The 14,111-nt window shown below is 36.4% G+C and carries 11 protein-coding genes; 5 read left to right on the forward strand and 6 right to left on the reverse strand.

What is annotated here, in order from left to right; all coding sequences use genetic code 11:
- Positions 1–3 precede the first annotated feature (3 nt).
- The 3 genes from NST13_RS04205 to NST13_RS04215 all read right to left on the reverse strand — a co-directional run bounded on the left by NST13_RS04205 (position 4) and on the right by NST13_RS04215 (position 5,546).
- The gene (locus NST13_RS04205; protein ID WP_342581495.1) at positions 4–765 is read right to left on the reverse strand and encodes a DUF4391 domain-containing protein; all 762 of its coding nucleotides are present in this window, start codon (positions 763–765) and stop codon (positions 4–6) included.
- 5 nt (positions 766–770) lie between these two features.
- Positions 771–4,013 (reverse strand): helicase-related protein, encoded by a 3,243-nt coding sequence (locus NST13_RS04210; protein ID WP_342581496.1) that lies wholly within the window; start codon positions 4,011–4,013, stop codon positions 771–773.
- A gap of 540 nt (positions 4,014–4,553) precedes the next feature.
- On the reverse strand, positions 4,554–5,546 hold the full coding sequence (locus NST13_RS04215; RefSeq protein WP_342581497.1) for a WYL domain-containing protein: 993 nt from the start codon (positions 5,544–5,546) through the stop codon (positions 4,554–4,556).
- Between the two features lie 188 nt (positions 5,547–5,734).
- Between NST13_RS04215 and NST13_RS04220 the strand changes: the two genes are divergently transcribed.
- Entirely contained in the window at positions 5,735–5,875 is a 141-nt protein-coding gene (locus NST13_RS04220; RefSeq protein ID WP_342581498.1) for a hypothetical protein, read from the forward strand.
- 302 nt (positions 5,876–6,177) lie between these two features.
- Here the strand turns inward: NST13_RS04220 and NST13_RS04225 are convergent, their stop codons facing one another.
- Both NST13_RS04225 and NST13_RS04230 read right to left on the reverse strand, forming a co-directional pair.
- The gene (locus NST13_RS04225; RefSeq protein WP_342581499.1) at positions 6,178–6,705 is read right to left on the reverse strand and encodes a hypothetical protein; all 528 of its coding nucleotides are present in this window, start codon (positions 6,703–6,705) and stop codon (positions 6,178–6,180) included.
- 19 nt (positions 6,706–6,724) lie between these two features.
- Positions 6,725–7,336 (reverse strand): hypothetical protein, encoded by a 612-nt coding sequence (locus NST13_RS04230; protein WP_342581500.1) that lies wholly within the window; start codon positions 7,334–7,336, stop codon positions 6,725–6,727.
- A gap of 379 nt (positions 7,337–7,715) precedes the next feature.
- Here NST13_RS04230 and NST13_RS04235 point away from each other — a divergent pair, with 379 nt between their 5' ends.
- The 4 genes from NST13_RS04235 to NST13_RS04250 all read left to right on the forward strand — a co-directional run bounded on the left by NST13_RS04235 (position 7,716) and on the right by NST13_RS04250 (position 11,903).
- Positions 7,716–8,840, forward strand: coding sequence for an IS4 family transposase (locus tag NST13_RS04235; protein ID WP_342581501.1), 1,125 nt, complete (start codon positions 7,716–7,718; stop codon positions 8,838–8,840).
- An 898-nt stretch (positions 8,841–9,738) separates the two neighbouring features.
- Positions 9,739–10,874 (forward strand): IS3 family transposase gene (locus NST13_RS04240; protein WP_342581502.1). Its coding sequence is split into 2 segments (ribosomal slippage): positions 9,739–9,964 and positions 9,964–10,874, totalling 1,137 coding nucleotides; the frame shifts between segments, so codons are not numbered across the junction.
- A 217-nt stretch (positions 10,875–11,091) separates the two neighbouring features.
- Positions 11,092–11,346 (forward strand): hypothetical protein, encoded by a 255-nt coding sequence (locus tag NST13_RS04245; protein ID WP_342581503.1) that lies wholly within the window; start codon positions 11,092–11,094, stop codon positions 11,344–11,346.
- Between the two features lie 98 nt (positions 11,347–11,444).
- On the forward strand, positions 11,445–11,903 hold the full coding sequence (locus NST13_RS04250; protein ID WP_342469269.1) for a hypothetical protein: 459 nt from the start codon (positions 11,445–11,447) through the stop codon (positions 11,901–11,903).
- 413 nt (positions 11,904–12,316) lie between these two features.
- Here the strand turns inward: NST13_RS04250 and NST13_RS04255 are convergent, their stop codons facing one another.
- Positions 12,317–14,071, reverse strand: a complete 1,755-nt coding sequence (locus NST13_RS04255; protein WP_342581504.1) for a DNA topoisomerase — start codon at positions 14,069–14,071, stop codon at positions 12,317–12,319.
- Between the last annotated feature and the right edge of the window lie 40 nt (positions 14,072–14,111).

Here is a 14,111-nt window from a genome sequence, read left to right on the forward strand (position 1 = left end):
CTTTCATTGCAATTGTTGCTTTAACTGTTCCATTTGTTTTGTTAACTGTTGAATTTTAATATTCATCTCTACTTTTCGATTAAACTGCGTTTCTTTTTTTAGTTTATTTTTCCATTTCGTTATTTCCGCTTCGTGTGCTTGGATTTGCGCAATGAGCTGCTGTGCTTCTTCATCTTCTGCAACGATAAACGCTCCGACAACCTTTGTATGTTGAAACGCTTGTACCGCTAAATGAATATCTTTATAAAACTGAAAAAAATGAGAAAATGATAGGTTCGTAATATGAATCGTTTTTATAAACTGATGGACCGTTTCATCATCCCCGTCCAATTGAAACCAAGGAGTGTAATACGATTCTTCCAGTACAACCTGCGACATATCTACTTTATTTAATCGTTTTAAGCATGTGCCGATTTGAAAGTTTCCTTGCTTTTCAAAGACAATCACCACAGGGTTCGGAAGCGCCCCTTGGATGATTTCACCGATGACCGGCAGATGATTGTCTTTCGCTTCCTCCCTCAGTTGAATCGTAATAAACATAACCCCTTCATAATGGTATTCTTCGTTGATAAATGGCTGGATATTGATTGTGCTCGGGGTTAATAAATAACTTAATTCCATTCGTTCAATATATTTTGTAATGTAGTCTTTTTCTTTCTTGTTTAAATCGGCGAAATCATAGAACATCTTTTTATCTAATTTTTTATTGAGCGGACGAACTTTATCGTCCAGCCCAATCATACGGTAAAACGTTAATCTAGCCATCGTTCTCACCCTTTTATAATGAGATAAGAAATGATTTCAAAATCCTGCAAGCTTGTATTCGCATTTGTCACAAGACTATCTAAGTTTCCTAAGCTAAAAATATTCAATGTCAATTGCTGATCGATTTTCCCAACGATATCTTCAACCGCTTTTTCTAACAGCGTTTTATATCGCCCCATGTCTTTACCGTGCTTTGTTTCTTCATAAAATGCCGCATACAGCTGTTGTTCTACTTCCTTTTGTCCATTACATAGCGAACGATAGATATCGAGAATTTTCTTGATATGGACATGGTTATATAACACTTCGCCGTCTTCTTTCACATAAATCAAATAATATGGATGAAGTGCGTTTTGTTCGCTAGAGGCTGTAAAGTTATTGATTTGTTTCAAGCAGAAAATGACTCCCGGCTTAATTTCTTCTCGAAGTTTTTCATTTTTATTCGTTGTAATACTAAATAGACCTAAAGGAGCCTTCTCGATTACATCTTTGTTTTTCTTCATGAAATTTAATAAATCCATTCGGAAATCATCCATCGTGAAATCCGTTAATGAAATATTCCCAGAAATATCTTCTAAATCAATGACTTCATTTTGTAATTTTTCGAGTTGTTTCCGGCGATACTCTAAATCTTTCATTTCGTTGCTGTTGTCGGCGATAACGTTTTCTTCCCCGGTGGAAGAGATATCAAGAATGGTCATTCGGTCTTTGACCCTGCCGACTAGATTAATATATTCGTCTAACTCCATCGACGGCCAAAAGTTCACTAACTGAATACGTTCATTTTTACTTCCAAGTCGGTCAATACGTCCAAATCGTTGAATGATACGCACTGGGTTCCAGTGGATATCATAATTGACAAGATAATCGCAATCTTGCAAGTTTTGCCCTTCAGAAATACAGTCGGTTGCAATGAGAATATCAATCTCTTCTGTCATATTCGGCATGACTTTCGCTCTCTCTTTAGAAATGGGTGAAAAGTTCGTTAACACACTATTGAAATCCACTTTTTTGAACTTCAATGTTGTTTTTGGATGCTCTGAACCTGTGACAACGGCAGAGTGCAGCCCGAAATTTTGTAAAATCCACTGATGTAAGTTCTCATATAAATATTTTGCCGTATCAGCAAATGCTGTAAAAATTAATAGTTTCTTATTTTGGCCATTAATTGGATTTTCAATTTTATTTTTAATCACTTTTTTTAATGCCAATATTTTTTTATCACGCTCAGGTGTAACCTTTTTTGCCTGTACGAGCAGCTTTGCTAAAATCTCGCGGTCATACAGCAAATCTTGCTTCCAGCGAATGAGATCCATGTCTTTCATTAATATTTTTACTTTGGATCCAATGAGCGCATCTTCTAATTCTGGGTCTTCAATATCAATATCTGTAATGTCTCCGATCGTTTCATTTCCTGGATTATAGTTATCAATTTTATCAATTAGTGAATCAATATTATGAATAATATTTTGTAATGTTAGAGAAAACGAATGAATGCTGCTTTCTAAACGTTTTAATAAATTCGATTTCATCAAATGTACAAGGCTATTTTCGCGGTCTGTTTGTTTAAAAATTCTTCCATTGGCGACTTTCGTATCGTATTTTTCGCTATAGACGTCTTTCATGTGCGGCAAAATATATTGCATCGGCGAATACACCGCTAATCGTAAACGCAATATTTCGTTATTAATTTTTTCAAGTGCTGGAAACTCATCTTTTTCATCAATCGTTTCCTTTATATTGATTGGCTTTAAACGCATTGGAAATTGACCGATATCTTTCACATTATAATATTTTTCAATATGCCGACGAGAGCGAGCAATCGTTAGCGAATCAAGAAGTGTGAAATAATCCCAGCTTAACATTTCCAGCAATCGTTCGGTTGTCCGTTTTTCTTCAGGCAAGTTGCTCCATTTGTTAAACTGTGATTGCGCCAAACGAATCGTTTGGCTGATGCTTTTAATGTTTGCCATTTCCGCTAACGCTTTGTCATTTCCTTCGGTAATAAAGGCAATTTGATTTTTTAAGTCATCGAGCTTATTGTTAACCGGAGTAGCGGAAAGCATCAACACTTTCGTTTTTACCCCCGCTTTAATAATATCGTTCATTAGTCTTGAATATCTTGTGACGCGGTCGTTGCGCGGATCGTTATTGCGGAAATTATGAGATTCGTCGATGACAACTAAATCGTAGTTCCCCCAGTTTACATGTTCGAGGTTAATGTCTCCGCTATAGCCACGTTCCCGAGATAAATCAGTATGGTTCAACAAATCATAAGAAAAACGGTCTTCGGCTACGATATTTCGTTTATCGTTTAAACGGTAAATCGCCCAGTTTTCTCTCAATTTTTTCGGTGCTAGTACAAGAACACGATGATTGCGCAATTCATAATATTTAATGACCGCTAACGCTTCAAACGTTTTTCCTAAACCGACGCTATCGGCAATAATGCAGCCGCCGTACGTTTCGATTTTGTTGATGGCACCAATCACACCATCGCGCTGAAAATCATAAAGTTTATTCCAAATCAGCGTATTTTCAAACCCTGTTCTCGTTTGTAACGCCTCGTAATCTTTCGTATCTTGTAAAAAATCTTTGAAAAGATTGTAGAGTGTAACAAAGTAAATAAACTCCGGCGAATTTTCTTTATATAACACTTCTAAACGCCGTAATATTTGTTTTTTCACATCTTGTAATGCATACTCATTTTGCCAAATCGCCTCGAAATTGCGAAGGAGTTGTGTATTTGATTCCGTATCATCTACAATATTGTTAATGTATATATTGGATGAGTTGCTGTAGCCTAATCCCGGACTTGAGAATGGTGCTCCACCGACAAGGCCGATTTGCGTTCCGTCTTTGTTTTCGACATGATATAGTCCGCCTTGAATTCGCTGATTAGTAACTGACTTGATTTGTGCTTTTTGTTTCAACCATTTTGCAAATTCTTTAGCGATATAGGCTTGGTTTAACTCTACTTTATATTTTTGTTCTTCTTCAACCCCATACAACAAAGCTTCTTTTTTTTCCATTTGTTCCTTTAATAAGTTGCCGCCTTGTACAAAAGCAGGCTCTGTGAAAATAAAGCGAAACTCCTCTAATTGAAAAAGCTCTTTCTTTAATTCGACAAAAGCATATAAAGTAAATTGTGCAGCAGCAACAGATAACTTACTGCCCTTTGCAATATATTCTTTTAATACATCCCCCACTAATCCACTTTGTTTATTATCAATAATTCCTCTCGACATCTTTCAATCTGAACTCCTTTATGAAAATGTCCAACAATTCAACATGTTGGGACATAATAAACTTCTTTTATATCAATATAGTCATATTATACTAAAACAAAAACCGAAAAATCTTGAGAATTATGTCGATAAAATAGTAATATCTCCTGTAAGATAAACAGAATCTTTCGACCTCAGTTTTTAGATAGTAACTATTGTCCCCTAGATCAATCCATCTTTCTATATTTGTCAGTATCGACAACAAAATTCACAAGACTGCTCCTTTAGGTAATTGTTCAATTAGCTTTTCTGCAGGAGAAGCAGGAGGAATGTCATCTCCTTCATCTTCCATACAAGTTCGCATAAGTATCAATGCTTCCTCTACCATCTCTACCGCTTCAAGTAATGTGTCTCCATAAGTAAAGCAGCCTCAAATGTATGGAAAATTAACGATATAACAGTTATCTTCTTTACTATTTTCAATGATAGAATAAAATTCATATACAGCCATTAAAACACATCCATTGTTGTTCGTGAAATACTTTCTATTTAATTTGAGGATCAATCTCTCTCCCCAAGATATTGTTTATACAACCTCTCCGCTTCCTCCTCCATCTCTTCCACCAGCCTCTTCGGATAGACCACTTTCGCATCTGCCCCCCATGAAAGCAGCCAGCGCACGAGCCCTTTGCTGATGATAGCTCTTGTGATTAAGCGAAAATGGTCGTCGTCCACCCTTTTGATGTCGGCGTTAAGGCCAAAGCGGTCAATCACGGCGGGCGCCAAATTATTTTTAAAAATCACCTCGATGGACGACTCTTCCCCGCCAAACATGAAAAACAGCAGATTGCGATACTTGTTGATATCAAAGCCCGGCTGCACGGCAAATTTCTGTTCCAGCATGCGGATATCCCTGATCCGGTCAATCCGATAATGGTGGATACCTTCCTTTATCGTGTTATATCCAATCAAATAATACATCTCCTCATTCCAAATAATCCCATATGGATGGATGAGGTATGTTTTGGGATCCGGGCTTCCGGATAGCACAAATTCCTTCTCGGCGGAGTATCTTCCATATTGGAACTGAATGACCCGCTTTTCGGCAATGGCCTGGTGAATGGTTTGAACCGTGTTGGCAAATTGCGGACTGTCGATTTTCGCAAAGGTATGGACCAGCTGGTTCTCCAATAAAACCGCTTCATCTTCGGAAACAAAGGCTTTCAACTTTTCGATGATTTGCTGCGTTTCTTTCTCGGATATGAAACGGGCCGAAGAAATGGCATCCATCAAATAGCGCAGCTCATGGATTTCAAAAAATCGATCCGCAATCCAATAATGTATAAATTGATTTCTTCCGCTTTGGCTTGTTTCCACTTTAATGAACGATTCCCCCGAAGTCAAAAACTTCAAATCATTTCGAACCGCTTTTAATCCTCCTTCAATTTGATGCATCTCCAAATATTGCAAAATATCTTCAATCGACTTCGGATGTTGTTTGGAAGAATATTTCCATAAATATTCAATAATCGCCAAGATTCGTCTATACTTCATTCAACCACCGCTTTTCCATTCATTCTTAATTCCATTATAAACAATCATTGGTTTGTTTTATAAATGTTTCAATAAATTGACATCACAATTTCAGTACATTTTATTGTACGCAATATCATCCATTGTTGTCGAATCGGAAAGGCATAGTGATTGAATATATAAAAACGGAAAAAGGGAGTGAATTAGTTGTGACATTAGCAGAGATATGGAGACAAGAAAGATTGGAAATAGGGATGGAAATTGGAGAAGTACTGTTCGGAACTTGCACCCCGGAGATTACACCGGTGCCGACCGTACATGAAAAAGTGCCAAAATCCGAATATTTATGATTTTGGCACTTAAATTATTGATGAAAGAATAGTTAACTGCAGATGTTTAGCCTGTCTTTTAAGAAATGGTTATACAGTACTGTTTAAACGAATATACTATTGTCAATTTACTAATATCGGGTTGATAAAAAAATGCTAACAAAAATATATAATCTTTGATTTTGACACATAATCATCAATGCTATCCAACCAATAAAAAAGGAATACCAATTGACAGACTAATTGGCATTCCAACTATACGAATCATTACAAGGTTGTTTTCCATCAATAAGGACTTGTTGTTCATCTCGAGCGGCTTACTTTTAAAATGTCACTTTGACCGGATGATTTTCTTGATAATCCATATTATCCCAAGAGAAAATATGCAAGGTCATTTCCAAGTTTTCTTTAAACTCCGGGAATTCATATCCATCCAGTTCCTCGATTTTCAACTTGGCAGTGGCCGATTTGCCCGGTGCCACCTCTTGGCTCATGACCAATAACGTCTCATCCACCATGCGTCCGTCCACAGAAACGCTCCGTGCCTGCACTTCAATGGATTCTTGCCGTTTGTTTTGAACATCGAAAACCACTTCTACCGATCTGCCCCAAATCGAATCTTCTTTCTTTACAATTTTCACAAGTGTCACTTTCACGTTATCATTATCGACAATCACTTGATTCATGTCGTTTTCATTTTCCGACGCCTCATCCGCTTGTGTTTCTTCCGCCGGTTGTTCGGTTTCCGTTTTCTCTACAGCTCCGTCCAATTTTTCCTCCGTCGTTTCACCGCATGCTATCAATGAAAGGAATAACATGAAAATTGCAATAGGATAAAAGAATTTTTTCATCGTCATAACCTCCTATTTATTACTCTTCCATTTTCTCCAAATCTTTCGGATAATTCGCTTCGCCGATGATTTCTTTGGTCGCCTCATCTTTCACAACGAGTCTGACATTATAGTTTTCCGGATCGGCGCCGTCAAACAGCTGATACATTGCGCCCGATAGACCCAATCCAAAAACGGCGAATCCATCGAAACTGTTTTCATATTCATTTCTGTCCACCCATAACGTAAATTCAGAGAAATCCTTGTTGTATTCAACATCTTTGATCGATGCAAAATCTTCGCCATTTTTCAAATCCTCGATTGTTTCGAGCAAGGATGTTTTCATCTCGGACATCATTTCCTTATGCTTTGTTTTCGACATTTTGTAAGTAAGGGATCCGTCCTCATTCTTCGTCACTTCGATCCCTTCTTTTTCCGCTTCCGCAATAGACTGATCAATATCCCCGCCTTCAAAGAAGCTGGCCGGCAATGTCACTTCCACATTGAATAACCCTTTGTCGACATTGATGCCTTCGCTATCCGTTTCCTTTTCCTGCTGTTGAGCCTCGTTTGCCTTGCCCTCCTCATCTGCATTGCACGCTGTAAGAAGGGCGATCAATAATAATAATGCTGCGAATATAAGTTTCTTCATGTTGTACCTCCATTTTTTAGATAATTACATTTTTATCGTTTTTTTCCATTTTTGATAAGATTGAATCCAATTGAAATGAGGATGGAACATCTCACCTCCCAAAAGCCCTCAACGTATTGGATTTTTGGACCTCAACCATTTACGTTCAATCAAGAACGATTTCTAATGAAATAATAACTGAATCCGCCATTCCTGAAAGGCCCTTTGCGTCACTTCGGGAGTTTTTTTTGATTGGAATTTTTATCACTAGCGTCGCATTAAAATAATTTAACGCCTTTAAATAAACCGAATTTTCTGAAATATAATCCAAACACAAAAAAATCCTTTATAATGGTTGGGTGGTAATAAACCATCCAAATCCAATACAAAGGACAAAAGCATGGATAAGTTTACACGAAAAACATCATTTGAACAATGGTTTTCACCGATTAATCGTCCATTATTTGACGACCTAGTGAAAACACATCAATTAAATCACTATACCAAGAAGCTTTATATGGCTTCATTTATGAAACTGCTTTTGTATGCCCAACTCCATGAAACCGAGAGTTTACGGGCGTTGAGTGACGCTGTCTTTTTAGAAGAATTACAACGAGCAACGGGATTGGAATCGATTAGTTTTTCACAGTTAGGGAGACGAATCAATACCATCCCAACTGAGTTCTTTCAAACGATTTTTCTCGATTTAGTGGCACAAATTCATCGGAAAACCAATTTCCAAACAAGAAGAAAAGTGACAACGCCTTTGAAAATCATTGATTCGAGTACATTACCGCTTAATTTGACCAATCATAAGTGGGCAGAGTTTCGAAAAACAAAATCAGGAGTAAAGCTTCACTTACGACTTGTTTTTATGGAAAAAGGACTCTCCTATCCAGATCAAGCCGTACTCACGAATGCCAACGAACATGATCGTGGTCAACTAGAAGTATTCGTGGATGACAAAGAATGCATGTACGTGTTTGATCGTGGTTACTTGGATTATGGGCGCTTTGATCAAATGACGGAAGATGGCTATTTCTTTGTGACCCGTTTGCGTAAAAACGCTGTTGTCCGAGTGTTAGAATCCTTTTCGTTACCAGAAGATTCACCCGTATTCTCTGATGAAATGGTTGTCATTGGAACACCACAAAATCGTTCTGAAAACGTGTTTCGCTTACTCAAATTGCATGATACAAAAAGAAATGAGCTTCATTTACTGACAAATCGGTTTGACATGGACGCAGATGAAATTGCAGAAACCTACCAATCATGTTGGGCAATCGAACTTTTTTTCAAATGGATGAAACAACATCTGAACATTAAAAAGTTTTTTGGTCACAGTGAACAAGCTGTACATCATCAAGTGTACGTAGCCATGATAGTGTACTGTCTGAATGTTTTAGCTCAGTTGAACACGAATAGCGAACGCAGTTACTTACAAATTAGTCGCTATTTGAAGGCTTCTTTGTGGAAATCCGCTCACATTTGGTTACGAAAAATCGAAGGAAACGGCGTCCCATAAAGGTTTGTCAGTCGTTGTTACACAAGTCATAGGTTATAGTAAAAAAATGGATGTTTACTACCCTCGCTTAGGTGTTTTCGTTTTATCTCTAAAGTCCAGAAAAAAATAAAACTGAAAATTCAGACATCATTTATGCGACGGTAGTGGGGTACTCTATACTTCAGAAATACTATGATTTATGAAATTGATTCAAGTAAAAGTGTTATGACTTTTCCCCCCTTACCCCCACTTTTAATGGGGTGATTGTTCTTTATAATCTGCAATCTGCTTTACATTTGGTTCTGCTTCAATTTAAGAATAAGCCTATCAAAATGTCCTTCATATTTTACAAGTTGATAAAAACTGAAAATACCCCATTATTGCCATGATAATATATTTGCTTTTCTAAGCCACTTGAACAATTACTTACTCGACTAGAACAAAGGGGCATCAAAGGCCACTTCATTCATTACCTATGTACACCACATTGCTATGTAGTATTTGTCACGGTTTTATATACAATCTTCTCTCGGCATACTCAACACATAATGGGCAAACTTTGATTGTCTGATTATACTCATCTTTGTAAGTTCTCATATCATTGGTTTGACGTTTACAAAAATAACATACCTTTTTCGTTGGTTTCCTTTTTTGATTTTTATTTTAAGCAGACGTTATAAAATGTAATTTCCATTTAATCCTAATATATGGTAATATATACAAAAAAGGAGGTGTGGATATGATAGATTTAATTATCGTTAAGTTCTTGGTCTATTACTAACTGGTTAATCAACAATTCTTATGTTATAGGAATTACTATTAATTATTTCAATAGTATTGAAATAGATGTAGTATAGATTTATGGACACAACTAGGTTAAGTCATTAATATTGAACTAACGAAAGGTCGTGTCCGAATTATGAGTCAAAAACGGTATAATCAAGAATTTAAACAAACAGTGGCCCGGCTTTATCGCTCTGGCACTCCAGTCAGTCAACTCTCTAGCGAATATGGTGTTTCTGAAGTAACGATTTATAAATGGATTAAGCAATTCTCTCCAATTGAAGGAGAACAGGAGTTAACTTTGGCTGATGTAGAAGCCATTCAAAAAGAAAATCTTCGACTAAAACAGGAGATCGAAATTCTAAAAAAGGCTATGACCATATTCGCGAGAAAATAGATGAGCAAGAACTGATTGACTTAATTACAGAAGAAAGCGAACATCATCCAATCCAAATGATGTGTCGTGTTTTAAAGATGCCTAAAAGCACGTATTATGAATCGTTTCATAAGAAGCCGAATCGCTATCATGTCGCAAACGAAAAGCTACTTAAACGCATTCAAGCAATTCATAAAGAAAGTAAAGGACGTTATGGAGCACCCAAAATTTATGAAATGCTTAAAAAAGAAGGTTATACAGGCAGTATCAATCGAGTTCAACGTCTGATGAAACGAGCAGGCATCAAATCTTGTATCGCAAAAAAGTTTCGCCCAACACCAACACAAAAGCCAGTAGAAGAACGAGAAAATGTATTAAATCAAGATTTCACTACAACAACAATCAACGAAAAATGGGTAGCTGATATTACATATGTCCATACGCTTCGTGATGGTTGGTGTTATCTAGCGTCCGTTCTTGATTTACATACAAAAAAAGTGGTCGGATATAAATTCTCTCGTACCATGACAACAGAAATTGTGCTGGAAGCACTTCAGAATGCGATTCAAGATCAAAAGCCCGATCCCGGTCTTATCGTGCATACAGATTTAGGAACACAATATACAAGTGAAGCCTTTCAAAAACTACTAAAAAAACATGAAATGGTTCCGTCATTTAGTCGAAAAGGATGTCCATATGACAACGCTTGTATTGAATCTTTTCATGCCATATTGAAAAAAGAAGAAGTGTATCTAACCAAATACGAAAGCTTTGAGACAGCGAGAATTGCGTTATTTCAATTCATCGAAGGTTGGTATAATCGCAAACGAATTCATGGAAGCATTGGTTATTTGACACCGGATGAATACGAAAAAATGTGCCGAATAGCAGCGTAAAACATGGGGTACAGAACCACTTCCCCCTTCACATTTTTTTGGCACAACAGCCATTGGTTTATTTCTCCACGTCCCAAGTAGATTGTCAAAGGCTCTTTTCACTTTGACAATCTACTTGGGATGTGGAACAATCCATGAATGGTTGTTGTGCAAAAAAACTTAATCTTTTTGTGTCCAAAAACTTGACGTAGATCCAAAACTAAAAGGGCGAATTACCTTGAGACTAAAAAGCTTCCTGTTTTTCTTTTCCATTTTCTTATTTTCTAATGCTTCAATGGCAAACGCTAATGAAAGTAAAACTATTGATTTACTAAAAGATGCGGAAATTACGATTTTGATTAATGATGTAGGTCTTACTGATAGTGAAATTAACGAATTTCCTGTAGAAGTTCTACATCAATTAATAAATAATAATGCAAAAAAAATCTATTTTAATCAAGAACATTTAGTTTTAGATCAAAATAATGAATAAATAAGATTTCGCCATTAGTCAAAAAAGATACAGACATTACTGTAGGCGCAGCTGCATTTGAAGTCAAAAGTGACAGAGCTGGTCAAAAGAAACTGTATGTGTACGGTAATTTTAATTGGCTTAAAAGTCCTCCAAGTAGATGGACTGATGCACTTTCTATTGGTTGGCCGGAGTCTGCAGAGCTATCGTTTCCAATAAGTAGTAGAGGGGATATTGCACAATATGAAGCCAAATATTTATATAGGGATGGTCCATACAGTGCATTCGGATGGCAAACTGGTAAATCAGCTACACAACCTGATAAAGTTGCATCTTTATCAGGAGTAGGGTTTAGATTTAATTTAAAGAGTGGAATTGGTTTTACAGAGCACAAGGGATATGTTGGGCAATACCTTTATACTAAGAAATCACAAGGTTTATTTAATGTACTTGTGAGATATGGTCATTACACAATCTCATTATCACCATCTTTTACAGTTTACCCGTCAGTAGGTCTAGCTGTTACTCCTGTGCTTAGAAATACAACTTTAAACTCCTACGCTGTATTAAGTTGGTGATTAAAATTAATTATAATGATAAAGGTGTAATATGGGACTATTAGTTTGGTTAATCATATCTATATTATTTATATTAAGTTATTACTTCAAAATTAAATACATTGAATCAATACTAGCAGAAAGTAAACCTAATAGTAATAATTATAAAATTTTAACTATTACCCTATTCTCAGTAGGGATATTAATTATTTCTTTTTTGCTAGTAGAGCTTTTATTCTTAAATCAGTTTAGATTCTAACCTAGATTATTCACCATCAACACAAAATCCCACAGTAAAGCGGATTGAACTGCACCCCAATTATTAGTCACTATCTAACATTGGAGGTGCAGTTTTTCTATGGGGAAAATGACCGTGTCTAACTATTAGCGATCACTTCAATACAAGGAGGAACCGGTATGACTTTATTTCAAACCTACATTTCGAACACAAATGAAACTTTCCCATCGGTAATCGTTAATTTTGCATCAAACGACTTTCCTGCTTTTGATGTAAACCCTTTAATCATGGATGTAGTTCCTTTTTCCAATAAATCTGTGACCTGCTTGTCTGTTAACTTTTTCCCTAAAATCGTTCGATTGATCGTAAACTTACAACCGTTACGATAATTGCTACAACCGATAAATGTCTTTCGATCTATCATCGTTCCTTTTCGACAAGACGGACAGCTACCAAAGTGATCAGTCTGTTGTTCTTGAGCAAATGATACCGTTTCGATTTCTTGCATTGCAGCTGGTGCGGTTTCTAACAAATCCGATATAAACCTTTTCGTCTGTGCAACGAAGACCTCTTTTGTACCGCTTCCTTCACCAATCTTTTTCAAGTAACTTTCCCACTTTGCTGTCATTGCAGGACTTGCAAGCATGGTGTTATGGATGGCTTCACAAAGAAGCTCACCCTTTTTCGTAATCGAAACTATGTTCTTGTTGATATCAATATAGCCATTCTTTTTAACTGTTTCGATAATGCTTGCACGAGTAGCTTCTGTTCCAATTCCTTCAATTTCTTTCAAAATTGCAGAATCTTCTTCATCTTCTACCATTTTCCCCGAGGTTTTCATTAAATTAATTAAGCCCCCTTCTGTATATGGTTTAGGTGGGCTGGTACAAGCTTCCTTTGAATGTAACAAACTTGTTACCTTTTCATCAACAACTACAACAGGAAGTACGGGATCGTCTTCTTTTTTCTCGATACCTTCCACTGATTTTGTAAATAACAGTTTCCACCCTTTATCAATTTCAACTTTCCCAATACTTTCAAATTCAATATCATTTACAGAAGTAAGTATTTTCGTTTCTTCATAAACATAATCTCGATGAAACATCGCAAGTGTTGTAAGTACGATTTCTTCATAAATCGATTTTTCTTCTGTTGTCAGACCGTTCAGATTCGTATCAGACGGTATAGTTTTCGTTGGAATAATTGCATAATGCACCTGTACTTTCGAATTATCGACATAGCGTTTATTAACTTTTAAATTTGCTTCAAACGTAACGTTTAACAACTCTTTATATCGTTCGAGATTCTCAACTAAATACAAAAATTCATTTTCCGTAATATAATTGGAGTCGGTACGTGGATAAGTAACTAATTTCTTCTCATATAAAGATTGCATCACTTCTAATACTTTTGCAGGACTATACTTCCACTTTTTATTGGCAACCGTTTGTAACGTTGATAACGAATGCAATTTAGGAGATTTTACACGTTTTTCTTTCTTCTCAACAGAGACAACCATACCACTTATTTCTGAATCAAGTAAACAACCGTTGTCCTCAACAAATGATTGTAATGGTTCAATCGTATCCGTTCGAATGTTTTTAGCTTTCCCCATATACATACCGTTTGCTGTTTTAAACTCACCAACTAGTTCAAAAAATGGTTTCGAAACAAACTGTTCGATTTCCTTTTGGCGCTGATAAATGAGATAACATAAAGGGCTCTGAACACGCCCAACCGACAACGTCATATTCACACCTTTTTCATGCATTAACAAGCTATATAATTGACTGGCGTTCATCCCAACGAGCCAATCACTGATTTGACGAGCCTTTGCTTCTTCATACATCAATAAGTCTTTTGAATTATCCAATAAGCTATTAAAACCTTTTCTTACTTCTTCTACTTCTAGCGAATTAATCCATAAACGTTTAATCTTCTTATTTTTCACGTCCGTCTTATTCAAAATAGAATAAAAAATAGGGTAATCG

The sequence above is a fragment of the Ureibacillus sp. FSL W7-1570 genome, assembly GCF_038593265.1.
GTDB lineage: Bacteria > Bacillota > Bacilli > Bacillales_A > Planococcaceae > Ureibacillus > Ureibacillus suwonensis.

Excerpts from the sequence above, each read along its gene's own strand:
- NST13_RS04210 (WP_342581496.1), bottom strand. The coding sequence starts at position 4,013 with ATGTCGAGAGGAATTATTGATAATAAACAAAGTGGATTAGTGGGGGAT.
- NST13_RS04225 (WP_342581499.1), bottom strand. The coding sequence starts at position 6,705 with ATGAAAAAATTCTTTTATCCTATTGCAATTTTCATGTTATTCCTTTCA.
- NST13_RS04230 (WP_342581500.1), bottom strand. The coding sequence starts at position 7,336 with ATGAAGAAACTTATATTCGCAGCATTATTATTATTGATCGCCCTTCTT.
- NST13_RS04235 (WP_342581501.1), top strand. The coding sequence starts at position 7,716 with ATGGATAAGTTTACACGAAAAACATCATTTGAACAATGGTTTTCACCG.
- NST13_RS04215 (WP_342581497.1), bottom strand. The coding sequence starts at position 5,546 with ATGAAGTATAGACGAATCTTGGCGATTATTGAATATTTATGGAAATAT.
- NST13_RS04205 (WP_342581495.1), bottom strand. The coding sequence starts at position 765 with ATGGCTAGATTAACGTTTTACCGTATGATTGGGCTGGACGATAAAGTT.